Consider the following 26528-nt stretch of genomic DNA (forward strand, 5'->3'; position numbering starts at 1 on the left):
TATGAAGATGTGAAGTCGTTTTAGCGGTTTTACAACTTTACGAATCATCAACTTTGCAAAAAATCTAATTAAAAAATTTAGAATATTTCTTAAATCCATTGAAAGCCCAATTTGCAGTGTAGAACAAGGACTTAAAGGTAGAAAATTTCATATGTTCTTTATAAACCAGATACTGGTCTTTCATGATATTGGTTTTCTTTCTAGAGACACTACTCGCGTGCATTCTGTATTTTGCCAAAGTCTTTTTAAGCGGTTTTCCATATGGAATTTTTTTGAGTAAATTCAGCCACATAATATGGTCTTCACGCTTGCTCCCTTCAGGGAAAAATTCTTTACTCACTCTAGCGGAATCGTACATAGAAGCAAGTAGAGAAAGTCTACAGGTTTTGAGTAAATTATTAAAAGTTACATTGATATCTGCCTCGAAATCTGCAATTTTAGGTTGAAGATTTTCATCACATCTAGAATAAGTACAATACGCTAGTTCTGCATTTTCAGTTTTCATAAAAGACAACATTTCAGACAAGAAATTGGGCTCCCAATAATCATCAGCGTCCAGAAAAGTGATATATCTGCCTGTTGCTTTTTCTAGAGCAAGGTTTCTTGCATGGCCTGCGCCTCCATTTTTTTCTGCTTCAACTAAAATAATTCTTGAATCATGGTGACTTTTGATGATTTCTACAGAATTGTCTGTGGATTTATCATCAGTAATAATCCATTCCCAGTCTGTAAAATTTTGGTTAAGTACAGATTGTATAGTTTCTTCTAAAAATTGAGAAGAATTATAACACGGCGTTATGATGGAAACTTGTGGCATCTTTTGCAAATATACTTATTGTAATCAATAAAAATCTACCTTTACATAAACTATAATCATGGGTTGTTATTGGCGTTTATTTTGGGGTTTTTATTATAGGAACAATTTCTTCCTCTTTTGTCAAAAAATGGCATTTAAAAATAAATTTAAAGCCCTCATCTTTTAAGGTGGGGATTTTTCTTTTAAAAATCATAAATTTGTAAATTCTTAGAAATCAAGTTTAACAATACTTTAAAATATTACAGCGTGTTTTACGATCACAAGCAGATAGAGCAAAAATGGCAAAAGTTTTGGGAAGAAAACCAAACTTATAAAACTGAAAATAATTCTACAAAACCTAAATTCTACGTTCTGGATATGTTTCCTTATCCTTCTGGAGCAGGTTTACACGTAGGTCACCCTCTTGGTTATATCGCCTCGGATATTTATGCAAGGTTCAAGAGACATCAAGGTTTTAACGTTTTGCATCCTATTGGTTATGATTCTTTTGGTTTGCCAGCAGAACAATACGCGATACAAACTGGGCAACATCCTGCAATTACTACAGAGCAAAATATTACCAGATACGAAGAGCAGTTGCGTAAAATTGGCTTCTCTTTCGATTGGAGTAGAGAAGTGAGAACTTCTGATGCTTCTTATTACAAGTGGACACAATGGATTTTTATCGAATTGTTTCATTCTTGGTACAATAAAATTTCGGATAAAGCAGAATCTATCGATACTTTGGTAGAACATTTTTCAAAATTCGGAACTGAAAATTTAAATGCAGTTCAGAATGATGAATTAAACTTCACAGCAGAAGAATGGAACGCTGCTGATGAAAACAAAAAACAAGACATTTTACTCAATTACAGATTAGCTTACAGAGCCGAAACTACCGTAAACTGGTGTCCAGCTTTAGGAACGGTTTTGGCGAATGATGAGGTAAAAGACGGGAAATCTGAACGTGGTGGTTATCCTGTTTTTCAGAAAAAAATGATGCAGTGGAGTATGAGAATCACAGCGTATTCTGAAAGGTTGTTGAAAGGTTTACAAAAACTAGATTGGCCACAACCATTGAAGGATTCTCAAGAATATTGGATCGGAAAATCTCAAGGAGCAGCGGTAAAATTCAATGTTTCTGGAATAGATGAGCAGATTGAAGTTTTCACCACTCGTCCTGATACTATTTTTGGGGCAACTTTTATGGTTTTAGCACCAGAAAATCCTTTGGTTTCAACATTAACAACGGCAGAGCAAAAATCTGAAGTTGAAAACTATATTGAAGAAACTTCTAAAAAAACGGAACGTGATAGAATGGCAGACGTGAAAAACGTTTCCGGAGCGTTCACAGGAAGTTACGCTGTAAATCCTTTTACAGGGAAAAATATCCCAATTTATATTTCAGATTACGTTTTGATGGGTTACGGAACGGGTGCTGTAATGGCTGTTCCTGCGCATGATGAACGTGATCACCGTTTTGCTAAAAAATTCGGTTTAGAAATCATCAATGTGATTGAAAACGATTTTGATATTCAAGAAGAATCTTATGATTCTAAAGATTCAGTTTGTGTAAATTCTGAATTTTTGAACGGACTGAATTATAATGATGCGAAAGCAAAAATTATTTCAGAAATCGAAAAAATGGGAATTGGTCACGGAACTACGAATTACAGACAACGAGATGCTATTTTCTCTCGACAAAGATATTGGGGAGAACCCGTTCCTGTGTATTATAAAGAAGGAATGCCTTATACTTTGCCAGTTTCTGCATTGCCTTTAGAATTACCAGAAGTTGAAAAATATTTGCCAACAGAAGACGGCGATCCACCATTAGGAAACGCGAAAAATTTCGCTTGGGACGAAGCGAACCAAAAAGTGGTTTCTATAGATTTAATTGATGAAAAAACCGTTTTCCCGATTGAACTTTCTACAATGCCAGGTTGGGCAGGAAGTTCTTGGTATTTCTTGAGATATATGGATCCGAAAAATAACGGTGAATTCTGTGCAAAAGATCTATCAGATTATTGGGGACAAGTAGATTTATACATTGGCGGAAGCGAACACGCAACTGGTCACTTGTTGTATTCTAGATTTTGGAATATGTTCTTAAAAGACAGGGGTTACATCAACCAAGATGAACCTTTCCAAAAATTGATAAATCAGGGAATGATTTTGGGGATGAGTGCGTTTGTCTTCAGAGTTGATGGAACAAATCAATTTGTTTCAAAAAACTTAGCTAAAGAATACGAAACTCAAAAAATTCACGTAGATGTTTCTTTATTGAAAGGAACTTCAGACGAATTAGATATTGAAGCTTTTAAAAATTGGAGAGCAGAATTTAATGATGCAGAATTTATTTTAGAAGACGGGAAATATATCACGGAACGTGAAGTAGAAAAAATGTCAAAATCGAAATACAATGTTGTAAATCCAGATGATATTGCAGAAGAATACGGTGCAGATTGTCTGCGTTTGTATGAAATGTTCTTAGGGCCTTTAGAACAATCAAAACCTTGGAATACGCAAGGCTTAAGCGGTGTTTACGGATTTTTGAAAAAATTCTATAACCTTTATTTTGATGGAGATACGTTCTCAGTTTCAGATGAAGAACCAACGAAAGCAGAGTTGAAAGTGCTGCATACTTTGATTAAGAAATTTACGTTTGATATTCAGAATTTCTCATTCAATACATCGGTTTCTCAGTTTATGATTGCCGTAAACGAGTTGCAAAAAATGAAGTGCAATAAGAGAGCGATTTTAGAACCTTTAGCGGTAATTATTTCTCCTTATGCACCACATATTTGTGAGGAACTTTGGGAAAAATTAGGTAAAAATACATCAATAGAATTCGAAAAATTGCCAGAATTAAATGAAGCGTATTTGGTAGAAGATGAGATTAATTATCCGGTAAGTTTTAATGGGAAAATGAAGTTCACTTTAGCTTTAGCGGCAGATTTAGATGCCAAGCAAATTGAAGAAATTGCTATGAGTAATGATAAAGTTCAAGAGGTTTTAGCAGGAGCAACTCCTAAAAAAATTATCATCGTACCAAAGAAGATTATCAATATCGTGTTTTAACGAATTGTTAAATATTTTTTAAAAATTTATAAAAATTTATTTGAATATTTGAAAAAAAATAAGGCTAAAAATTTTGTAATTTTTATAATTTTAACGTGTTGAGAAAATATCTCACAAAAATTGCAAAAAATATTGTTAAATCTATAATGCACAATGGTTTTCTATTCATAAGAAATTTATCATTGAATGATTTTTAACTTGCATTTTACAATAAAATAGCTTTATTTTACAGCCTCAAAAAAATTAACAATTATAATTTAGTTTAATATGGAAATGAATGTTTCAACACAAGAGGAGCAAGTAGTTGCTAAAAAAGTAGGAGGTCTTAATCCTGCAGTTGTTTTACCTATTCTATATGTTATAGCGTTAGGTATTTATATTTTTATTTTAGGTAATCCTGGTAACTTTAAGAACGAAGGGGTTACTGGTCTTTCAGTTGCTTTTTCTGATGTAGAGAATAAGGATTTGCATCCAGATTCTTTCATGGGGATTATTTACATGGGTGGGCCAATCGTTCACATCTTAATTTTATTCATGATTACTGTAATCGTTTTCGCTATTGAGCGTTTCTTCGTTCTTAGAAAAGCAGCAGGTACAGGTAACTTAGAAAACTTTGTAGTAAAAGTTAGAAATTTACTTGACAAAAATAAAATTGATGAAGCTATTGAAGAGTGTGATGCTCAGAGAGGTTCTGTAGGTAACGTAGTAAAAGAAGGTCTTACTACTTACAAAGCTCTAGCAAACGATACAACGCTTAACAAAGAACAAAAAATGGTAGCACTTACTAAATCTGTTGAAGAAGCTACTACATTAGAAATGCCAATGTTAGAAAAGAACATGATGATTCTTTCTACTCTAGGTACAGTTGCTACGTTAGTTGCACTATTAGGAACGGTAATCGGTATGATTAAGTCTTTCCAAGCTTTAGGTGCTGCTGGAGGTACTCCTGATGCTGCTGCATTATCAATCGGTATTTCTGAAGCACTTATCAACACTGCATTAGGTATTGGTACTTCGGCTATCGCTATTATTCTTTATAACTTCTTTACTTCTAAAATTGACGGACTTACATACAAAATCGACGAGATTGGTATGTCTATCCAACAATCTTTTGCAGAATTTAACTAATCAGTTAATTTTTGGCAAAAAAATTGCACTCTTTAATATATAAAGAATGCAAAAACTAGAAGTTTAATTTAATAAAAAATAATAAAATGGCGAGAGTCAAACCAAAAAGACACGGTGTTGTAACAGACATGACAGCAATGTGTGATGTTACTTTCTTGCTTCTTACATTCTTTATTATGACTACTCAGTTTAAAAAGCCTGATGTAGAGCAAATTAAACCGCCAACTTCTATTTCTGAAAAATTACTTCCAGATGGAAACTTAATGACAGTTAATGTTACTCCAGACGGTAAGTTTTATTTCGCAGCTGTTGAAAACTTTAAAGAAAGATCAGAGTTGCTAGACAAAATGGGAGCTAAATATGGTGTAAAATTTTCAGACGCAGACAAAGTAGCTTTTTTCAAAACTCCTGCAATCGGAGTTCCAATGAATCAGCTAAAGAGTTTTCTTAATATGCCTGAAGATCAAAGAAAGTTTGTAAAAACTGCAGGAGTTCCATTAGACAGTACAAATAAGCAATTAATAGATTGGATTAGTAGCAGTCTTGAAATTAATCCAGAATATAAATTGGCTATTAAAGGAGATGCAAACACTAATTACCCTAAAGTAAAAAATTTATTTGAAGGGCTTAGAGATATAGAGTATTATAAGTTTTGGTTAATTACTAGCCAGGAAACTAATAAATAGTAAAGAAATGGCAGAAGTACAAGTACAAGACAAGAGCGAAAAGGGAGGCAAAGTCCGTTCCAAAAAGCAGAGTACTAAGGTTGACATGACACCAATGGTGGATCTTAACTTTTTGATGCTTATGTTTTTTATGTTTACTACTACATTTAGTAAACCTAATGTAATGGACCTTGGGTTACCAGCTAAACCAAAAGTAGATGCTCCAAAACCACCACCAACTGAAATTGATTTATCTAACTCAATTTCTTTGATTATTGGTAAAGATAATAGAATTTTCTATCACCAGTTAGATCAAGCAGGTCTTAATGAACAGACTTTACAAGAAACTACCTATGATAGAGAAGGGATTACAAAAGTAATCGAGCAAGCAAAACGTAATGCTAAAGATGTTACTAAGTTTACAGTAATTATCAAGCCTACAGATGATGCAGTATATAAAAATTTCGTAGATATTTTAGATGAAATGGCGATTACTAAGTCAGAACAATATGGTGTTACAGACATTAAGCCATGGGAAAAAGCTATCTACGAGAAAAAAGTTGGAGGTTCTACACCGGCACCAGCTCAATAATTAATTCAAAACTTATTTGAATATTATGGAAAATGAAAATTTAAATTACAATCCATCTTTAGATGAAATTGTATTTGAGCATAGAAATAAAGAATACGGTGCATATGATTTAAGATCAAGTTATAGAAGAATCTTAACAAGATCTATGATCATTGGAACTCTTATTTTCTGTATAGCAGCAATTACTCCATTTGTAGTAATGAAAATTAAGCAATTAACTGCTAAAGAAAAAACAGAAGTAGATGCTAACCTTATCGAAATTCTTCCTGAAGAACAAGTGAAAGAAGAGATTGTGGAAAAAGAAGAAACTCCACCACCTCCACCACCTAAAGTAGAAGAGAAAATAGAAATTCTACAAAACGTAGTACCTGAGCCAGTAAAGGCGCCTAAAGTGGAAACTCCACCTCCGCCGATTTCTGAGCAGTTAAAAACTACTACAGGTCTTGTAAATCAAGAAGGGGTAAAACAAACGAATTATGCACCACCTCCTGTTGCTGCTCCACCAAAAGCTGCTGCAGTAGAGTCTAAAGCTCCAAGTACTACAGAGGTTTATGAATCTGTAGACCAAGAAGCGGAATTCCCAGGAAGTTTAAATTCTTTCAGAAATAAAATTGCTGAAAATTTTGACAACTCTGCAATGGAAGGAGGCGAAGGGACGCTTAAAACTACAGTAACTTTTATTGTAGAAAGAGATGGTTCAATTTCTGATGTTAAAGCATCTGGATCTAACTCAGATTTTAATAGTGAAGCTGTAAGAACAGTGAAAAGTATTAGAACAAAATGGGTTCCTGCAAAAATTAATGGTCAGCCAGTAAGACAAAGATTTAGGTTACCATTAACTATGAATTTTGAATAAACTTACCAATTTTCATATAAAAAGAGAAGCGTAAGCTTCTCTTTTTTATGTCATTTATTAATAAACTTAATTGCTTGTATATGTTTAATTACTTATCTATTTTAATCGGATTATTTTATATTGCATTAGGTGTTTTTGTAATTGTATATAGGTTTTTTTTAGTACAATTAGATGAAATGCCATCTTACTTACTAGGTGGTTTACTCATTATATATGGTATTTTTAGAATAGTAAGAGCGATTTATTACATAAGAAGAAAAGATGAAGAAATTTAAGAGTTTTATTTTTTTTATTTTGGCGTTCTCAATCATTTCTTGTTCTCAAAATGAATCAAGCAGACCTAATAAAGGCGAGATAGTAATAGCCGCAGATGAATCCTTTAGAAACGTAACAGAAGCTCTAGCAGAAAGGTATGTTGCGCATTATCCAGAAACTAAACTTCATCTGAAATTTCAGAAAGAAGACTATGCCTTAATGGATTTATTAAAGCAAAATGTAAGAGTTATTGTGATGTCTAGAGAACTCACTGATAAAGAAAAAGAACTCTACAAACAAATGGTAGATTTACCATTAAAACCAGCGAAATTTGCTGGAGATGCAGCGGTATTCATCGTAGCTAAAAATTCCCCTAGAAACTCGATTAGTATAGAAGACATAAAAAAAGAGCTACAATCTGATGAAAAAAATATAATTTTTGATGGAGTAAATGCTAGTAATTTCAATTTTGTAGCACAGAAATTAAATTTACCTCCTCAAAAAATAAAATATTCACTAATCAAAGGCAATAAAGGAATAGTTGAACAAATCAATAAATTTCCTAATAGTATTGGGGTAATAAGTTTAAACACTATTTCTAATCCTTATTCTCTGGAAGCTAAAAATCTAAGAGAGCAAATTAAGATTCTACCTATTACAGTAAATAATACCTCTTATCTTCCTGATTTAGAAAATATTAGAAACATGAAATATCCTTTTACAAGGATTCTTTATTTTTTAACCAATGAAGGACACTTCGGATTAGGCAATGGCTTCATAAGATTTTCTTGTACACAAAAAGGACAGATAGTTGTAAGTAAAGAAGGACTTCAACCTTATAATATTTTTAAGAGAGAAGTAATGATGAGATAAAAAATTTTTAATTTTAATAGATTTAATTTAATTTTGGAACGAAAATTGTGTATTACTACTCAGGATAATACAGTAACAATAAAAAATAGAAAAATGAAATATATATTCGGACTTCCTAAAAAAATAGTTTTTGGTGCAGCGGCAACTTTTCTATTAAGTTTTGCAAGTGCACAAACAGTGTCAGAAGGGATTAATAATTTAGATAGCCATAAATATGCTAAGGCTAAAGAAATTTTTAATCAAATGATTGCCAAGTCACCTTCTGCAGAAAACTATTATTATTTAGGATACTCATATTTAAGTCAGTTTGAACCCAATTTTGAACTAGCTAAAGAAAATTTCGATAAAGGTTTAGCAATTGATTCTAAAAGCTATCTTAATAAAATTGGTCTTGCTACCATTAAATTAGGTAAAGGTCAAAAAGCTTCGGCACTTACTGAGCTTACTCAGGTTGCAAAAGAGTCTAAAGAAAAAGACGCAGAAGTTCTTTACAGAATCGGAGAAGCTCTTACCATGTTCGAAAATAATAATGATCCAGCTTTAGCCATTACTTATATTAATAAAGCAATTGAAAAAGCTCAGAAATATGGTGTTCCTGCTTATTATTACTACACTTTAGGAGATGCATATAGATTAACTAGAGATCCAGGAAATGCAATGACTGCTTACGATAGAGCATCTGAAGTAGCTAAAAATAAAGCATCTGTTTTTTACAGAATGGCTACATTATGGATGGCTGCTAAACAATATAAAAAAGCAGAAGAAAATATTGCAAAAGCAATCAATACAGATGCAACCTATGCTCCTGCTTACAAAGCTCAAGCTCAATATAACAAAATTTTCCAAAGACACGAGGAAACTACACAGAGTTTGATTAATTATACGAAGTATGCAGACGAAGATCCAAGTACAGCATTAGAAATTGCTAAATTATACTTTATTAATAGTGACTTTGCAGAATCTAAAGCGACTTTGGATAAAGTTTTTGACAAAGTAAATGATCCTATTAAATATAAATTAAGAGCTTATTTACAGTATAATGAAAATGATTTTGCAAACGCTAAAGCTAATCTAGAAACTTATTATGCAAAAGTTGAGCAATCTAGAATCATTCCGAGTGATGCTGGTTTAGAAGCGGTAATTTATGCAGGATTAGCATCTAAAGAAGCTGATGCTACTGTAAAAGCTTCTTTAATGCAGAAAGCAAACGAAAAATTAGCCGTAGTAAAAGCTGCTAAAGATGATACTTTAGATTGGAATTCAGAATTCGCGAAAGCATCAAGTGGTGCTGCAGAGCTTCAAGCAAAAGCAGACGCAGGTCCTTCTAATGATAACATCGTGGCACTAAAAAAACAAGTAGCTGCTAATAAAGAAGATACTACTGCATTGTTTAATTTAGCAATGGCTTATCAAGAAGTAAGCAATTGGAATGGAGCTGCTCTAGCTTGGCAGAAAATGAATGATCTTCTCCCAACATGGGAACCCGCTTATTACAGCAAAGGTTATGCATTACAACAAGCTGGGTATAAAGAACTAGCTGCTGTAGCTTTCCAGAAATATATAGATATAGCTTTGACTAAAACTCCTGCGGAGCAACAGGCTTTACACGAAACATTGTTCGGTGCTTACTATTCTGTAGCTTACTTGTTACATACTACTGATAAGGTAAAAGCAAATGAAGCTTTACAAAAGGCACTTGCGATGAAACCAAACGATCATAATTCACTTCTTTTACAAAAAGAATTAATGAAATAAAACAAAAAGCTTCTCAATCGAGAAGCTTTTTTAATTTTAAATTTTTAATTTTAATTTTAATTTCTGTATTTTTGGCCCATGAAAGTAGATATTTTAGCAATAGGAGCACATCCAGATGATGTAGAGTTAGGCTGCGGAGGGACTATAGCAAAATTAATTTCCGAAGGGAAAAAAGTAGCCATCATAGACCTTACCGAAGGCGAATTGGGAACTAGAGGAACGAATGAAACCAGAGCACAAGAAGCTGCTGCAGCATCCGAAATTTTGGGAATTTCTGCTAGAGAAAATCTTAAAATGAAAGATGGTTTTATCATCAATTCACAAGAATATCAGTTTAGAATTATAGAAATGATTAGGAAATACCAACCTGAAATCGTGCTTTGTAATGCGATTGACGACAGGCATCCTGATCATGCAAAAGCCGCAAAATTAGTTTCAGATGCTTGTTTTTTATCTGGATTGATTAAAATAGAGACCGAATTAAATGGTGAATCCCAAAAATTTTGGAGGCCAAAACAGGTTTTTCATTACATTCAGTGGAAAAATATTGAACCAGATTTTGTGATGGATATTTCTGGATTTTTAGACAAAAAAATAGAGGCTTGTTTGGCTTATAAAACTCAGTTTTATGACCCAACTTCCACAGAACCAATGACTCCCATCGCAACCAAAGATTTTTTAGAAAGTCTTACTTACAGAGCGCAAGATTTAGGGAGATTAAGTGGAGTAGATTATGCAGAAGGTTTCACAACTGAAAAGTTATTAGCATTTAAAAATTTTGAAGGAATTATTTGTTAATTGTTTTAAAAATTTTATATATTTGCACACGCAAAAACGGTGATTGTAGCTCAGTTGGTTAGAGCGTCGGATTGTGGTTCCGAAGGTCGTGGGTTCGAGACCCATCATTCACCCAAAAAATAGCATCCAAATTTTGGATGCTTTTTTATTTTATAAGTTTCTTGGGATTTTATACTTTGGTGATGCTGTCTAGAACCAGAGTTACAGGGCCATCATTCAGTAAAGATACTTTCATATCTGCCCCGAATATTCCGCTTTCTATTTTTAATCCAGATTTAGCAATTTCAGATTTAAAATATTCAAATAGAGGAATGGCTTTTTCTGGTTTAGCTGCTTTTATATATGAAGGTCTATTGCCTTTTTTGTAATCAGAGATTAAAGTAAACTGGCTGATACATAAAATCTCTCCAGCTACATCTTTTACAGAAAGGTTCATTTTTCCTTCAGTATCTGAAAAAATTCTTAAGTCTACCACTTTTTTAATTAACCAATTGGCATCTTCTTGAGTGTCATTTTCATCTACACCGATGAGAAGGAGCAATCCTTGAGAAATTTCTCCTACAATTTTTCCTTCTAATGCTACAGATGCCTCTTTTACACGTTGAACTACTATTTTCATGCCTCTAAATTAATTATAAATATTTAAAATATTGGAAGTAGAATTATAATTATAATAATATTGTTTCAGGGGATATGGACTTATAGAAGCTGGTGCTCCAGAATTGAGAAACCATTTCGCATTATCTTTTTTACAAATGACCAAGCTGCCATTTTCCACTTCTAATGTAGTGTCTGTGGATGGACAAATGTGGGGTGCGTTTCTATCGTAAATTTTGAAACCATCATTGGTTCTATAAACTATTAAGCCCCTGGTTCCAGATTGCTGTTCTGAGACGTAGATCCAGCCTCCAATATTGTTAAGAGGATAATAAGAAGGTAGGCTTAAATTGAGTTGAACAGAAATAAATTGGTTAGGAAAACAACTGGTAGTTTCTTCTCTGTTGGAACAAGAGTTGAGTGTTTTTAATGCGCTGAAAGCCAGTGAAATTGGGATAATTATTTTTAAAAGGGTTGGTTTCATATTAAAATTAATCATATCTTTGTAACTCGAATTTTTAATGAATATTGTCCGGCAAAGGTCGGATTATTTTTTTATATTAACATTAACGCAAAATAACCAGATATGAGTAAATTAATGAATTATGTAACCAAAGAAGGTTTGGAAAAAATGAAGGCAGAGTTAGAACAACTCGAAAGCATAGAAAGGCCTAAAATTACTCAACAAATTGCAGAAGCAAGAGATAAAGGAGACTTATCTGAAAATGCAGAATATGACGCAGCAAAAGAAGCGCAAGGCTTGCTAGAAATGAAAATCTCTAAAATTAAAGATATTATTGCAAATTCTAAAGTGATTGACGAAAGCCAACTGGACACTTCTAAAGTTTCTATACTTTGTACCGTTCGTCTTAAAAATAATGCAACCAAACAAGAACAAAAATTTACGCTTGTTCCAGATAATGAATCTGATATTAAAGCAGGAAAAATTTCTGTAAATACTCCTATTGCAAAAGGATTGCTAGGTAAAGCTGTAGGCGAAACAGCGGAGATTGTATTACCAAACGGTAATAAACTTTCTTTTGAAGTTTTAGAAATTTCATTGTAATTTTAATCTTTAAAAAATTACAAATTATGAGTTCTATATTCACCAAAATTGTAAACGGAGAAATCCCGTGCTACAAAATCGCTGAAGACGAAAATTATTTAGCTTTCTTAGATGCAATGCCATTAGCAAAAGGTCATACTTTAGTGATTCCAAAGAAACAAGTAGACTTAATTTTTGATTTAGAATCAGAAGAATTTAAAAATCTTTGGGGATTCGCTCAACAAGTAGCTAAAAAAGTTGGAGCATCGATGCCATGTGTAAGAGTCGGGGTGGCAGTGATAGGATTAGAAGTTCCTCACGCACACATCCATTTGGTTCCCATGAATACCATGCAAGACCTTAATTTTGGAAACAAAAGACTGAAACTTTCACCAGAAGAATATCAAGAAATTCAAAATAAAATAATTAACTCTTAAAATATATTAACTCAAATTTCATAGCGAAGTTTGAGTTTTTTCAAAAATAAAAAGAATGAATCCTAATCAATGCTCATTTTGCGGAAGAAAAAAATCTGAAGTGGAAATTTTAATCTCAGGACAAAATGGATTTATCTGTGAAAACTGCGTAGAACAAGCGCATGCTATCGTAAAAGAAAGTGTACATGAAGATGAGTTTTCGCCAGCTACCTCGATTGAAGAGCTTAAAAAACCTAGGGAAATTAAAGAATTTCTAGACGAATATGTTATTGGTCAAGATCAAGCCAAAAAACAATTATCAATAGCGGTTTATAATCATTATAAAAGACTTCTTCATAATAAAGACGAAAATAAATCTGTAGAGATTGAGAAGTCTAATATTATTATGGTGGGCGAAACAGGAACAGGTAAAACACTTTTAGCGAAAACCATTGCTAAGCAATTAAACGTTCCGTTTTGTATTGTAGATGCTACCATTTTAACAGAAGCTGGTTACGTAGGAGAAGATGTAGAAAGTATTTTGTCTAGACTTCTCATGGTGGCAGATTATGATGTGGAAAAGGCGGAAAAAGGAATTGTTTTTATTGATGAAATTGATAAAATTGCTAGAAAATCAGACAATCCGAGTATTACCAGAGATGTTTCTGGTGAGGGGGTTCAGCAAGGTTTATTGAAACTTCTAGAAGGTAGTATTGTAAATGTTCCGCCACAAGGAGGAAGGAAACATCCTGACCAAAAATACATTCAAGTCAATACTCAGAATATTTTATTTATTGCAGGTGGAGCTTTTGATGGGATTAAAGAAATCATTGAGAGAAGACTCAATAAGCAAGCGATAGGTTTCAGTACAGATAAACATTCTAAAGTAGAAGAAGAAAGCTATATTTTAGAAAAATTAAATGCTACAGATTTAAGAAGTTTCGGGCTTATTCCAGAACTGTTAGGTAGATTTCCTATTGTTACCCATTTGGATAAACTCACCAAAGAAACCATGCTTAGAATTCTTACAGAGCCCAAAAATTCTATTATCAATCAGTTTGTAGAATTATTTAGATTAGATGGAATAAAACTTTCATTTACTGAAGAAGCACTAGAAAAAATTGTAGATTATACTATTGATAAAGGCTTGGGTGCAAGAGGTCTTAGGGGGACTACAGAGAAGGTTTTAGAGGATTATATGTATAAAATAGATGAAATAGATAAAAATTTACAAATAGATAATGAGGATATTATGATATAAATGCTTTTTTTTATATAAAATTACTATATTTGTATATTCAAAGAGTTGTATAAATTCTTAAAAAAACACAAAAATGAAAAAACAATTATTAACTGTTGGCTTTCTAGTCCTATTTATTGGCATAGGAAGTGCACAAGTACTAACTCATGTTGGTGCAGATGCTAAGTTGTATGTTGGAAGTGGCGCACTAGTTTATTCTGGTGGAGATTTCCAACTTAATTCTACTGTTGAAAAATCAGTTGAAAATAAAGGTAGTATAACGATAGTTGGGAATTACCTTAAAGGAGCTTCTGCTGGTGCTTCTGCAGATGGAAAAGAATTTGTAAGCGTTTATACAGATGTTAATGACTATGGTCAAGTTCAAATTCTGGGTGGAGGAGCTCTTACAGATGCTAGAATGACTGTTCAAAGACCTGCCGCGTCATCATCTTATTTCAATGCTACTTTTCCTGTTGCTTTTCCCTATAAAGATAACGTAAAGTATTTTATGACGAGTTTTGGTAAAGCCGAAACCGACTTTAAGGGAGATTGTGCAATTGGAGCTAATTGTGGTCCTTCAATTTACAACATGACCCTTAGAAAATGGAATAATAACAAACTTGTAAACGATGCCGTGCCATCAGGAGCTGCATTTGTTGCTGGGGATTATTATCTTGTAAACCTTAGAGATACTGGAATGCAGAATGCTATGACGGGTATTATCGGTTACAAGGGTTTGCCTTCTCCAGGCGAATATAATGCTACAGCTAAAGGTCTTATTAATGGTTACGAGGCTACATTTTCGGATTTAGATTATAATACCTGGAAAGAGTATGTAAATCAGTATAACGAAAAGTATAAAACCTACCTAGGAGACATCAGTTCAACTAGTAAAACTTATGCTAAAAATACCTACAGATTTGGAAATCCTTACACATCTAATCTAGATTTAAGTGCATTTGATGGCGCTAATGCTTGGCTTTTCATAAAAAATAATAGTGGTAATAGAACCATAAAGCAAGCTACTACTGATTTAATGATAAAGGATTTTTATGTAAGCAAGAGAACTTCAAGCTATGGAATTACATGGAACCCAGTAAAAGGTTCAGAAGATAATAATACTTCAGGATCTTCTACTTACCACAAAGCAATGTTTGATGGAACACAATGGACAGGTGACGCTCAAGCGTTATTAATTAGACCATTTGAAACTTTCAATTTGAATTTTCCTTTAATTGATCCTAGTGCTACCAAACTAGGAAGTAGAATTATAGATATTGAAGTGAAATTTGGAGATAATCATAAAACTTATAGTTATAGCCCAAGTGGAACAATAGGTTCAACACCAGTGCCTTATGGAAGAGTCTCTTCTGGAGCATTAAAAACAGAATCAACAGCTCAAAAATTAGCTTCAAATACTTATAATTTTTATCAAGCAGGGATATTCCTAGTTAATAATGATAAAATTTTAGGTTCTCCTGCTTTCTTAGTTGGATCTAATTATAATACAGAGTCTGGAAGTGCTAGTACAAATACAAACGATGTATATGCTTTTGGAATAAATCCTGATACATCAGTAGCTTACAACAGTAAAAAAGATTTTAATACTTTTAATACTGATACTTATATTGGAAAACCTATGGGTATTGGATTTAATAATCTTGTTTTGGGTAATCAATATGAGCTTAGATTCAATCTTTATGAAGGGTCAATATTCAATGAGGTAAAAGACTTATCAGCTGATAAATTTTATTTATTAGATAAAGAAAATCAAAAAGTTACTGAAATATCTGCAGCAAATTCTTATAAATTTGTGGTATCAAACAGTGATTATAATTCTAGATTTGAGATTTATTGGAAATCTTATTCTCCTACGGGAACACTTGGTACAGATGTCGTTAAAAATGATAACAAATCTACATTTATTTACAGCGAAAATGCTCACAATAAAGTTAGATTTGAGAAATCTGGAAAAGCAGAATTGAGTATTTATGAAATGGGAGGAAAACTTATTACGAGTATTCCAAATGTTTCAACTACTAATGATTATATTTTACCGATAGATAATAATAGAGTATACGTAGTTATTGTTAAGTATAATGATGGAACCGTTAGAACGATAAAAACTATTAAATAAAAACATAAAATGATGAAATTAATAAATAAATTTAAATATAAGTTTATGTTATTGTTGGCTTTGGCTTATAATGGTTTAAGTTACGGCCAATTGGAAGGTGGAGATCCACCACCACCAGAAGGAGATGGTGCGCCAGCAACACCTATCGATAATTACATTTTTGTATTATTTATAGTAGCATTATTTGTAATAACATATACATACCGAAGATTAAAAATTAAGAATATATAAAACTAAAAAAACTCACTAATAGTGAGTTTTTTTTTATCTTTATTGCATGAAAAGAAAAATATCACAATTCGTATTTTTATTGTTGAGCTATTTGGTTTCAGCTCAATTTACCATCAAGATAGAAGCTCCCAAAGATTTTTCATTTAATGAAGCTTATCTCTATACTTTAAATGGGTCTAAGGATATTTTAGTAGATAAGGCAGAAAAAAAGAATGATACTTGGGTATTTAGTGTGAAAAATAATTATCAAGGATTATTAAAAATTTATTTTCCTCAGGCAAATACATCTGTGAATTTTATCTCAGAAAATAAAAATGTAGAACTTAGATTTACTACTAAAAATAACAAAGTGCACCAGATAGATTATATTGATGAGGCAAATAATATTTTTTACAGTATCCAGGATCAGCAGAAAAAAAAGGAGCAAATTTTACCTGCCCTCTACCAAATTCAAAATTTCTACAAAGAAAACTCTGATTTTGGCATAGCGCTTAAAAATGAAATTGCTCATCTAAGTTCAGACGTTACTTATGATTATGAAAAGCATCCTTTTTTAAATTATTATTTTAAAACCTATCAGATTTATTTACAAGAGTCTGTAGGGAAGAAAAATCCTACTAATGATGAAATTATCTCTTTTCTTAATAATACGCAGAATTTTTTAGAGACATCTTCTCTTCTTAAGCCTATTTTAATGGTCTTTTTAAGTAATACTAGCAGAACGAGCTTAGGGGATGAAATAGATAAACTGCTAACTACCGTAAACATAGAAACCCCACGTGGACAAACAATTTTGTCTGAATTAATAGAAATTTTTAATGTATACAGCATTAAAGATCTAAAGGAAAAATATCTTAAAGAAGCGAAGAATTTAAAATGTACAATTAATGATAGATTAGCCAATACTATAAAAGCCAATACAAATACAGAAATAGGTAAAATTATACCGAATAATATTTTCCATAATCCAGTAAATACTAAAGTGAAGTCTTTACACGAAGTAAAAGCAGATAAAAAGATTATTATATTATGGTCTTCTACTTGTTCTCACTGCGAAAAAGAAATTGGAGAGATGGTTCTTCAGTATAATAAATTAAAAGAAAAAAATATTGAAGTAGTGGGGCTTTCTTTGGATTCTGATGCTAAATCATATTCTGATAAAGTTAAAATGTTACCTTGGATTAATGATACTGAATTAAAAGGTTGGTACAGCAGTTATGTAGATACCTATAATGTACATGCTACACCAACTTTCTATATAGTAGATGCTAAGAATAAGATTATAGCTAACCCAGATAACTTTTCTGAAATTTTAGAATTATTACAGCTAAAATAATTTGTAGACTTTAAAATTATTTATATATTTGCACCACGAAAATCGGCGAGGTAGCTCAGGTGGTTAGAGCGTTGGATTCATAACCCAAAGGTCACGGGTTCAAATCCCGTCTTCGCTACAATAAAAGCAATGAATATTTTAATATTCATTGCTTTTTTTTTAATTTCATTATTATAATCAAAAATCATATTTTTTAACGTCAAATTATCAATTTGGATTGGTAGAGCCTTATTTTTAATAAATTATAATCTCTAGGAGGTATCAGGATAAGGGTGATAAAACAAATTAATTAAAAAAATATGTGAAAAATTTTGTTAGTTTAGAAGAAATATGTATTTTTACACCGCTTTCAATGGGCCATCGCTCGAAAGCAATAAATTTTTTTTCATCATTTGTGTTTTTAGAATCACATCCTAGGATGTGATTCTTTTTTTATGAATTTTTTCTTTCGTACAGAACTAATAAATCAATAAAATAAGAGTAAGTTACACTACCTTCCTGTTGATTAGACTTCAAGAAGATATCATTAGTAAAATAAAAAAAATCGGTTAGTAAAGAATCGTTTTTTTCTTTGAACATCCTTTCGTTTTTTAAGTCTTTTTTTACCTCTTTAGAGAGGAATAAGCTTGCTTGAGATGCAAACTCAGGACTAGAGCTGCGCAAAGCATTTACCAAACTTTTAGTGACAAATAAATAGGCACAGTATTTGAGTTCAGAATTGTCAGAATTTTTACAAATCAAAAAGCCTATAAAATTAGCTTCTTGTTCCCTTGCAAAACCTAATTGATGTGCATTTTCATGTGATATTGTAAATGGAAGGTAAGTATCAGGTAATTCTGAATTATATTGTGCTTCTGTGGTAAATGGATTGTAATAGCCAAGAATTCCTGTATAGCTTATTAATGGATTAAATAAGCTGGCTTTAAAGTTGTCAATGTTTGACGTTTCAAACGGATAATACTCTTTGGGTAAGCGCTTTTGAGAATGAAGTATGCTTGACTTTAATACTTCAATGTTTTCAATTTTGAATACATTCTTTGTTGCAATTTTTTTTCTTTCTTGATTGGTTAATGCAATGTATTTTAAAGTAAGTTTTTCTAATTCTTTGCTGGATATTTCTACTTTATTTTTGTCATAAAAAGGTTTTTGGAAATAGAGCATTCCCCACGAAATTTGATAAATAAAATAAGAAATATTTAGTATGATCAATAGAACTCTAAAGTTTCTACTCTTAATGCTTTTGAAAAGAAAAAATAAAAGGAAAAAGATGAAAATGATATAAAGAATATCCCCAAAAGAATATTTTAAATGAGAGAACGTCTCATTTTGAAACTGTTTTTTGAAATGAAAAAAAGCAATGAGTTGCTGAACAATTATTTCGCTTTTTGAAAAGATATAGAATAAAAGAAATTGGGCAAACAATAAGCCTGCCCAAAATAATGATTGTTTATTTTTTAAAATTTTTACCATACTAAAGCGCTTGCCCCAAGAATTGCAGCATCTGCTTCTTGTAAGTCACTGTACAAAATTTTAACTTTATTTTTGAAAACTTGTAATAAGTTGTCTTCCATAGCTTGTCTGGTTGGCTTCATGATAAGGTCACCAGCTTTCGTTAATCCACCGAATAGTACAATTGCTTCAGGTGCAGAAAAATGTACGAAAGTAGCTAAAGCTTCTCCTAAAATTTGACCTGTAAATTCGAAAACTTCATTCGCTAAAGAATCTCCTTGTTCTGCGCATTTAAATACGGTTTCACTGGTCAACTCATTGATAGGATAATTTTCTAATAAACTAGGAGAGTGCTGTGTTTCTTGTAATAATTCAATAGCGGTATCTCTTACACCTGTTGCAGATGCATAAGCTTCTAAAGAACCTTTCAGTCCAGTTCCTTTGTGCTCTCTACCACCGTTTCTTACAATTACGTGACCTAGTTCTCCTGCAAAACCGTTGTGTCCTAAAACGATTTTTCCATCAATGATGATTCCGCTACCTACACCAGTTCCTAAAGTAATGGTGATAAAGTTTTTCATTCCTTTAGCAGCTCCATATTGCATTTCGCCTACTGCAGCAGCATTAGCATCATTAGTTAATTTAGCAGGAATGTGGAATTTCTGTTCTAGAAGTTCAGCCATAGGAATAATGCCTTTCCATTTTAAGTTGGCAGCATATTCTATAGTTCCTTGATAATAATTAGCATTAGGAGCACCCATTCCTATTCCTACGAATGCTTGTGGGCCGCCATATTGCTCAATCATAGGATTTAGTTTTTCTGCTAAATCATCTATAAAAGCTTCTACGTTGTCATGTTCATTGGTTTTAATTCTGTCTTGAATTAGAATTTCACCTTTTTTATTTACGACACCGAATTTGGTATTGGTACCACCTACATCAATACCAATTGCATATTTTTCTTTCATATTAGTCAACTTTAATGTCTTTATTTACGTTTTTGCTTCCTACTAATGCATAGAATAGCATATAAGAAATACCTATTACCACTACCCAATAACTCTGTACATATCCGAAAATATCAGCAGCATAACCTTGAACTGCCGGGATAATACCACCACCACAAACCATCACCATGAAAATACCAGATGCAGCTGCAGTATATTTTCCTAATCCTTCTGTAGCTAAGTTAAAGATTCCTCCCCACATTACAGAAGTACACAGACCACATAATACCAATAGCATAATACTTACTGGAACTTGAGCTAAACCGAAAGAAATATCAGATTGGAAAACAGGCATACTTACCATTTGGTCTTTTGGTAAGAAGATTGCTAAAAGTACAAATACTAATCCTAGAACAGCTGCGAAACTTAACATTGATTTACTAGAAAATTTAGAACCTAAAACACCTCCAGTTAATCTTCCTATTAACATGAGGAACCAATATGTTCCTACTACAGTTCCTGCAGTGGTAGCATTGATTTGTAAATCGCCAGTCATATAAAGGTTAGCAATATTCGGGATTCCTACTTCTACACCTACATATACGAAAATTGCAATCGCTCCTAATACGAAATGTCTGAATGAAAGTGGACTGTGGGTATTTTTCTCAGTGCTTTTCTCTGCTACAATGTGTGGCTCTGGAATGCTCATAGAATATAATACGATAAATGCCAAAACAAAAATTCCTATTGCTAAGAATAATGCTGGATTAGCATCTGAAATAGTAGCCTTAGCTACATCTCCCATTAAATAACCTACTAATACTGGAACGATGGTAGCTCCCATAGAGTTTAAAGTACCACCGAATTGTAATAATTGGTTACCTCTTTTTCCTTCTCCTCCTAATGTATTCAGCATAGGGTTTACTACAGTATTCAGCATACACATAGAAAAACCTCCTACAAATGCTCCAATTAAATAAACGGCAAAACTTTCGATTTTACCAGAGAAGAAAGTAATTGCTACACCAGCAATACCTACCAAAATTGCAGTAAGAGCAGTTTTTTTATAACCAATTTTTTGCAGCATTAAACCTGCAGGAATTCCCATGAAAGCATAGGCGATAAAATTGGCAAAATTACCTAATTGTGAAAGTAAATTACTTGCCTGAAATTGGTTTTTAACAATTACTCCCATCGGATTTTGTAAACCTGTAACGAAGGCAATCATAAAAAAGAGTGCAAACATCATTGCAATCGGTAAAGCATAGCTTTGTTTGTTTTGGTTAGTGTCCATATTTTTGTTTTTAATTTATTTTTATAAATTGTGTTTAGAAAAAATTCTAACAAATATATCATTATTTTCTCGAAATGATATAATAGGAATTTTAATTATTTTGAAGGGTAAATTTAATAAGATTATGTGAAACTTCTTTCAATTCCTGTATGTTTTTTGTTGGCTCTAAAATCTCGTTAAAATAAATTTTAATTTTTCCTGGATAGCCTTTCCCATGGTCAAAAGGAAACATTTCCTTCAATCCTACAATGGTAAAAACAGCAAGAGGAGACTGGTGTTTGTTAGATAAAATAAAAGCTCCATCTTTAAATTTGTCTAAAATGACAGACGTGTCATCTGGAACGCCACCTTCTGGAAAAATCACAATGCTGTCTCCTTCTTCCATGCGTTCTGCACATCTTTCATAGACTTCTGCTCTGCTTTTGGGAGAACTTCTATCTACCATTACACAAATTCTTTTATAGATAGTACCGAAAATAGGAATTTTTACCAATTCTTTTTTGCCAACAAAACAAATAGGATGATGAGGAAATAATAAAACTGGAATAAAAATATCTACAATCGATGTGTGATTGGCAATAATAACGTATTGTTGGTTTCTGTCAATTTTTTTGTTGGTCTGATTAATGAGTTCATACCTGAATCCCATGCCGTAAAAAACGAATTTACACCATAATCTCACAAAAAAATAAGCGTATTTATAATGTTCTTTTTTTATAGAAAGGATGTAAACAGGAATGAAAAATAAAATAAGTAAAATTCCGGCAAGTAAAACCATCCAGCCTCGCCAAAGATAATTAAGTATTCTTGTCATACCATTAACCATTAAAAATCACATTTTTTTTGACTGAGTAATTAAGGATAGAAACCAATCCAATTGCAGCCATTTTACTTAAAATTTGCGGACTGAAGGTATAAATAATCATGTCTAGATTATCTCTGAAGATTGTATTGTAGAATAATTGGAAAAACAGCAAACTAAGTATGGTAGAAAAAAAAGAAATTACCATAAAGTAAGCAAATTCTTTTTTCTTAGAGTGTTTCCCGCGTTCGAAAACAAACCAAATGCTTAAAAAATAATTGAAAATAATACCACAAGTAGTAGACAAAATATTGCTCAACGGAAAATGAATTCCGTGAAAATTAGTTTCACTTGAATAAAAACGAGGGATATTAACACTGAATAATTTAAAACTCCCAATTTCTATAATCGCACTTAAACCTCCCGCAATAATAAAAAATAGAACTTGCTTTTGTTTTAATAAAAGTTGTTTCATAAAATTTTCTTACTACAAATTTAAACTTAAATGTTAAAGTTTAATAAATTATGATTAATTATTTTTTTATAACAAAAAATTATATAATTTAGTATTACAAAATACGCCATCAAAACCTGATAAAAAATTCATTTTCAATTATATATGAAAGTGATTTTTTTGTCTTGACACCAGATTGTTCATTGATATTTACCACACCAAATCAAAAAGTAAAAGTATGAAAACCCCGAGACCATACAGAAAATTTCAGTATAAGCAAGATAAGATTAAGGATTTAGAAGAACATAATCCTCGCTTCAAAAGAATCTATACAGAATTCGAAAATCTCTCAGACGAAATATGGGATATAGAAACTGGCGATAGAGCCTCTGTGCCAGATGATTTTATGTTTGCACTTAAATTACAAACGCATTATCTAGAAGATGAAATAGATCATTGGCTAGACCTAAAAGATGAGGAAAGCATAGAATAAAAAAGATTTTCCTAATTTAGCAATTTAAACGGTTTGTGTATGATTGCAATTGTTGACGGTGGTTCTACAAAATGTGACTGGGTAATACTAGATCATTCTGGTAAGATTTCTCAAAAAGCCAAAACACTCGGTTTTAATCCAAATATTATTAATGCAGATTTGATTCCTCAAGAAATAGAGAAGAATCCGCATTTGTATTTTCTTAAAGAACACTTAAAAGAAATTTATTTTTACGGCTCTGGTTGCGGTACTCCAGAAAATGCAGCTTTGGTTGAAACCAATTTGCAAAAAGCATTTCCACATGCCAAAGTAACTGTAAAAGAAGACATGACGGCTGCAGCCTATGCAGCATATAATGGTAAACCTGCAATTGTTTGTATTCTGGGAACGGGTTCTAATTCATGTTTTTTTGATGGAGAAGTCGTAAGAAGAGATTTGCCCTCGCTTGGATTTTTAATTGGGGATGAAGGAAGTGGTTCTGCACTAGGTAAACAATTGTTGCGCAGGTTTTTCATGAAAAAATTACCCAAAGATTTACACGAAGATTTTATGGCGACCTATCATCTTACGATAGAAGATGCTATTAAAAACATGTATCATAATCCTAGAGCTAATGCATATCTCGCAGAATTTAATAAATTTGTAGTCCTCAAAAAATCTCATCCATATTTTCAAAATATGATATTTGATGAGATGAAAAACTTCTTTGAATACCAAGTGCTTCCTTATGAAGAAGCCAGAGAAGCAGAGATTAACTTTATTGGTTCTATCGCTTTTGTGTACGAAGATATTTTGAGATCTGCTGCCGCAGAACTTAATCTTACCGTAGGAAAAATTGTACAAAGACCTATAGAAAGTCTAGTAGAGTATCATAAAAAATACATTTTTAATCAAGAGGAATAAAAATATTTCCTCTTATTTTTTTAATATAGAATTTACTTTTAATTAAATTTTTTAAAATTTATGTCAGATAAAACGAATAGAGATCAGGAACAATTTAGAAACGCAGCTCTTGATTATCACAGAAATGAACCTAAAGGGAAAATAGAAGTTATTCCTTCTAAACCTCACTCTTCACAGAGAGATTTATCGTTAGCATATTCACCAGGTGTAGCAGAACCTTGTTTAGAAATAGAAAAAAATCCGTCTACTATATATGAATATACCAGCAAAGGAAACTTAGTTGCTGTAATTTCAAACGGAACTGCTGTTTTAGGATTGGGAGACATCGGTGCAGAAGCTTCTAAACCAGTAATGGAAGGAAAAGGATTGCTATTTAAAATTTTTGCAGATATCAATGTTTTCGATATTGAGATTAATGAAAAAGATCCAGACAAATTTATAGAAATCGTTAAAGGAATTTCGCCCACTTTTGGTGGAATCAATTTAGAAGATATTAAAGCGCCAGAAGCTTTCTACATAGAACAAAGACTGAAAGAAGAGCTTAATATTCCTTTGATGCATGATGACCAACACGGAACTGCCATCATTTCTGCAGCAGCCTTACTCAATGCGTTAGAACTTGCAGATAAAAAGATAGATGAAGTAAAAATGGTAGTAAATGGAGCGGGAGCAGCAGCAATCGCTTGTACCAAATTATATATTGCACTAGGTCTTAAAAAAGAAAACGTATTGATGTGTGATTCTAAAGGAGTAATCAATCATAAGAGAGAAAACCTTACTCCAGAAAAATTAGATTTTATTGCACAAACAGATATTTCTACATTAGAACAAGCTTTGGAAGGAGCAGATGTTTTTGTTGGTCTGTCTAAAGGAGATGTAATGACCGCAAAAATGCTTAGTTCAATGGCAGAAAACCCTGTGGTTTTTGCTTTGGCAAATCCTACTCCAGAGATTGATTATAATCTTGCTATCGCAACCAGACCAGACGTCATTATGGCAACGGGAAGAAGTGATTTTCCTAATCAGGTAAATAACGTTCTTGGTTTTCCATATATTTTCAGAGGAGCATTAGATGTACAAGCCAATGGAATTAATGAAGAAATGAAACTGGCTGCTGTAAAAGCAATTGCAGAGTTAGCAAAAGAGCCAGTTCCTGAAATGGTAAAACTGGCTTACAATGTTAAAAACATGGGATTCGGCAGAGAATATTTTATTCCGAAACCTTTTGACAATAGACTATTAACCAAAGTTTCAATCGCAGTAGCAAAAGCTGCTATGGAAAGCGGAATTTCTAGAAAACCGATTGCCGATTTTGAAGAATACGAAAATCAGTTGCTAGACAGAATGGGTAGAGATGAAAAACTCATCAGAATGATGCAAAACAGAGCGCGCTCTAACCCAAAACGCGTTACTCTAGGAAATGCCGAAGAATATAATGTACTGAAAGCCGCACAGATTCTTTATGAAGAAGGAATTGCTCAACCTATTTTATTGGGAGAAAAAAAATTCATCAAAGAACAAATGGAGAAATTCGGAATTCATCTAGACGTTCCGATTGTAGATCCAATGGATGATGACCAAGACGATAATCGTAAAAAATACAGAGAAACCCTTTGGAAACTTCGCAACAGAAAGGGTGTAAATGAATATATTGCCAAAAGGCTAGTGAGAAACAGAGATTATTACGGCCCACTAATGTTGCAACATGGTGATACCGATGCTTTAATTGTTGGGTATTCTAAGAATTATAGAACTGTTCTGAAACCTGTTTTAGAAATTATAGAAAAAGCAAAAGGAGTAGATAAAATTGCTTCTATGATGATGATTTTATCAGACAAGAAACCTTATTTCTTTGCAGATACTTCAATCAATGTAAATCCTACACCAGAAGAAATGGCTAACATCGCGAAGATGGCAGAATACGCGGTTAAATCTTTTGCGATTCAACCAAGAATTGCCATGCTTTCTTACGAAAATTTCTCCGCCAATTCTGAGACGTCTAAAAAAGTAGCAAAAGCAGTAAATATTCTACATCAAAAATATCCAGATATGATTGTAGATGGAGAGTTTCAACCTGATTTTGCTATGAGTGCAGACCATCTTCAGGATTATCCTTTCTCAAAATTAGGAAAAACGCCTGCTAATACTTTTATATTTCCAAATTTAGAAAGTGCTAATCTTTCTTATAAAATTATCAGAGGGATGAAAGTAGCACAAGTAGTTGGTCCTATTTTATTAGGACTGAAACAACCGGTACACGTTTTACAAATGAGAGCAAGTGTAGATGAGATTGTAAACTTGGCTACTATAGCCGTTTTAGATGCTCAAATGCGCGAAAATCAATAATATTTAAACCGAGAATTTTCTCGGTTTTTTTAGTGTTAA

25 protein-coding genes and 2 tRNA genes are annotated in these 26528 nt (G+C 32.5%); 19 read left to right on the forward strand and 8 right to left on the reverse strand.

What is annotated here, in order from left to right; genetic code table 11:
• Positions 1 to 64: 64 nt before the first annotated feature.
• Entirely contained in the window at positions 65 to 817 is a 753-nt protein-coding gene (locus N7277_RS04965) for a glycosyltransferase family 2 protein (RefSeq protein ID WP_274780609.1), read from the reverse strand.
• Positions 818 to 1063: 246 nt separating this feature from the next.
• Between N7277_RS04965 and leuS the strand changes: the two genes are divergently transcribed.
• From leuS to N7277_RS05010, 9 genes are all read left to right on the forward strand, one after another.
• Positions 1064 to 3877 carry a leucine--tRNA ligase gene (gene leuS, locus N7277_RS04970; RefSeq protein ID WP_274780610.1) on the forward strand — a complete coding sequence of 938 codons (2814 nt, stop codon included), beginning with the start codon at positions 1064 to 1066 and terminating at the stop codon, positions 3875 to 3877.
• A 267-nt stretch (positions 3878 to 4144) separates the two neighbouring features.
• Positions 4145 to 5005, forward strand: coding sequence for a MotA/TolQ/ExbB proton channel family protein (locus N7277_RS04975; protein ID WP_274780611.1), 861 nt, complete (start codon positions 4145 to 4147; stop codon positions 5003 to 5005).
• Between the two features lie 86 nt (positions 5006 to 5091).
• Complete coding sequence (locus N7277_RS04980) at positions 5092 to 5691, forward strand: ExbD/TolR family protein (protein ID WP_274780612.1); 600 nt, start codon at positions 5092 to 5094, stop codon at positions 5689 to 5691.
• 7 nt (positions 5692 to 5698) lie between these two features.
• Complete coding sequence (locus N7277_RS04985) at positions 5699 to 6262, forward strand: ExbD/TolR family protein (RefSeq protein ID WP_274780613.1); 564 nt, start codon at positions 5699 to 5701, stop codon at positions 6260 to 6262.
• A gap of 25 nt (positions 6263 to 6287) precedes the next feature.
• The gene (locus N7277_RS04990; RefSeq protein WP_274780614.1) at positions 6288 to 7118 is read left to right on the forward strand and encodes an energy transducer TonB; all 831 of its coding nucleotides are present in this window, start codon (positions 6288 to 6290) and stop codon (positions 7116 to 7118) included.
• 261 nt (positions 7119 to 7379) lie between these two features.
• Positions 7380 to 8246 (forward strand): PstS family phosphate ABC transporter substrate-binding protein, encoded by an 867-nt coding sequence (locus tag N7277_RS04995; protein ID WP_274780615.1) that lies wholly within the window; start codon positions 7380 to 7382, stop codon positions 8244 to 8246.
• 93 nt (positions 8247 to 8339) lie between these two features.
• Positions 8340 to 10001, forward strand: coding sequence for a tetratricopeptide repeat protein (locus N7277_RS05000; protein ID WP_274780616.1), 1662 nt, complete (start codon positions 8340 to 8342; stop codon positions 9999 to 10001).
• Between the two features lie 78 nt (positions 10002 to 10079).
• Complete coding sequence (bshB1, locus tag N7277_RS05005) at positions 10080 to 10799, forward strand: bacillithiol biosynthesis deacetylase BshB1 (protein WP_274780617.1); 720 nt, start codon at positions 10080 to 10082, stop codon at positions 10797 to 10799.
• A gap of 38 nt (positions 10800 to 10837) precedes the next feature.
• Positions 10838 to 10913 (forward strand) — tRNA-His (locus N7277_RS05010).
• Positions 10914 to 10968: 55 nt separating this feature from the next.
• Here the strand turns inward: N7277_RS05010 and dtd are convergent.
• Positions 10969 to 11418, reverse strand: a complete 450-nt coding sequence (gene dtd / locus N7277_RS05015; protein ID WP_274780618.1) for a D-aminoacyl-tRNA deacylase — start codon at positions 11416 to 11418, stop codon at positions 10969 to 10971.
• Positions 11419 to 11427: 9 nt separating this feature from the next.
• A complete protein-coding gene (locus N7277_RS05020) occupies positions 11428 to 11880 on the reverse strand; it encodes a hypothetical protein (RefSeq protein ID WP_274780619.1) in 453 nt (150 codons plus the stop codon).
• Positions 11881 to 11994: 114 nt separating this feature from the next.
• Here N7277_RS05020 and greA point away from each other — a divergent pair, with 114 nt between their 5' ends.
• From greA to N7277_RS05055, 7 genes are all read left to right on the forward strand, one after another.
• Positions 11995 to 12462 (forward strand): transcription elongation factor GreA, encoded by a 468-nt coding sequence (gene greA / locus N7277_RS05025; protein WP_274780800.1) that lies wholly within the window; start codon positions 11995 to 11997, stop codon positions 12460 to 12462.
• A gap of 26 nt (positions 12463 to 12488) precedes the next feature.
• Positions 12489 to 12878, forward strand: a complete 390-nt coding sequence (locus N7277_RS05030) for an HIT family protein (RefSeq protein WP_274780620.1) — start codon at positions 12489 to 12491, stop codon at positions 12876 to 12878.
• A gap of 55 nt (positions 12879 to 12933) precedes the next feature.
• Complete coding sequence (gene clpX, locus N7277_RS05035) at positions 12934 to 14118, forward strand: ATP-dependent Clp protease ATP-binding subunit ClpX (protein WP_274780621.1); 1185 nt, start codon at positions 12934 to 12936, stop codon at positions 14116 to 14118.
• Positions 14119 to 14284: 166 nt separating this feature from the next.
• Positions 14285 to 16234 carry a hypothetical protein gene (locus tag N7277_RS05040; protein ID WP_274780622.1) on the forward strand — a complete coding sequence of 650 codons (1950 nt, stop codon included), beginning with the start codon at positions 14285 to 14287 and terminating at the stop codon, positions 16232 to 16234.
• A 9-nt stretch (positions 16235 to 16243) separates the two neighbouring features.
• On the forward strand, positions 16244 to 16465 hold the full coding sequence (locus N7277_RS05045) for a hypothetical protein (protein ID WP_274780623.1): 222 nt from the start codon (positions 16244 to 16246) through the stop codon (positions 16463 to 16465).
• A gap of 46 nt (positions 16466 to 16511) precedes the next feature.
• The gene (locus tag N7277_RS05050; RefSeq protein WP_274780624.1) at positions 16512 to 17801 is read left to right on the forward strand and encodes a peroxiredoxin family protein; all 1290 of its coding nucleotides are present in this window, start codon (positions 16512 to 16514) and stop codon (positions 17799 to 17801) included.
• 44 nt (positions 17802 to 17845) lie between these two features.
• Positions 17846 to 17919 (forward strand) — tRNA-Met (locus tag N7277_RS05055).
• Positions 17920 to 18233: 314 nt separating this feature from the next.
• Here N7277_RS05055 and N7277_RS05060 read toward each other — a convergent pair.
• The 5 genes from N7277_RS05060 to N7277_RS05080 form a co-directional block, all read right to left on the reverse strand.
• Positions 18234 to 19271 carry a DUF3810 domain-containing protein gene (locus N7277_RS05060; protein WP_274780625.1) on the reverse strand — a complete coding sequence of 346 codons (1038 nt, stop codon included), beginning with the start codon at positions 19269 to 19271 and terminating at the stop codon, positions 18234 to 18236.
• Positions 19265 to 20218 carry an ROK family protein gene (locus tag N7277_RS05065; protein WP_274780626.1) on the reverse strand — a complete coding sequence of 318 codons (954 nt, stop codon included), beginning with the start codon at positions 20216 to 20218 and terminating at the stop codon, positions 19265 to 19267. The genes N7277_RS05060 and N7277_RS05065 overlap by 7 nt, the downstream gene beginning before the upstream one ends.
• A gap of 1 nt (position 20219) precedes the next feature.
• Positions 20220 to 21491, reverse strand: a complete 1272-nt coding sequence (locus N7277_RS05070) for an MFS transporter (RefSeq protein WP_274780627.1) — start codon at positions 21489 to 21491, stop codon at positions 20220 to 20222.
• A gap of 91 nt (positions 21492 to 21582) precedes the next feature.
• The gene (locus tag N7277_RS05075; protein ID WP_274780628.1) at positions 21583 to 22305 is read right to left on the reverse strand and encodes a lysophospholipid acyltransferase family protein; all 723 of its coding nucleotides are present in this window, start codon (positions 22303 to 22305) and stop codon (positions 21583 to 21585) included.
• A 4-nt stretch (positions 22306 to 22309) separates the two neighbouring features.
• The gene (locus N7277_RS05080) at positions 22310 to 22768 is read right to left on the reverse strand and encodes a GtrA family protein (protein ID WP_274780629.1); all 459 of its coding nucleotides are present in this window, start codon (positions 22766 to 22768) and stop codon (positions 22310 to 22312) included.
• Positions 22769 to 22985: 217 nt separating this feature from the next.
• On the opposite strand from N7277_RS05080, the gene N7277_RS05085 reads away from it, so the two are divergent.
• The 3 genes from N7277_RS05085 to N7277_RS05095 are packed head-to-tail and all read left to right on the forward strand — an operon-like array spanning position 22986 to position 26489.
• Positions 22986 to 23240, forward strand: a complete 255-nt coding sequence (locus N7277_RS05085) for a hypothetical protein (protein ID WP_274780630.1) — start codon at positions 22986 to 22988, stop codon at positions 23238 to 23240.
• A gap of 39 nt (positions 23241 to 23279) precedes the next feature.
• Positions 23280 to 24143: a BadF/BadG/BcrA/BcrD ATPase family protein gene (locus N7277_RS05090; protein WP_274780631.1), complete on the forward strand. Its 864-nt coding sequence runs from the start codon at positions 23280 to 23282 to the stop codon at positions 24141 to 24143.
• Positions 24144 to 24203: 60 nt separating this feature from the next.
• Positions 24204 to 26489: an NADP-dependent malic enzyme gene (locus N7277_RS05095; RefSeq protein ID WP_274780632.1), complete on the forward strand. Its 2286-nt coding sequence runs from the start codon at positions 24204 to 24206 to the stop codon at positions 26487 to 26489.
• The last annotated feature ends 39 nt before the right edge of the window (positions 26490 to 26528 follow it).

Source organism: Cloacibacterium sp. TD35, from assembly GCF_028864635.1.
Classification (GTDB): Bacteria; Bacteroidota; Bacteroidia; order Flavobacteriales; family Weeksellaceae; genus Cloacibacterium.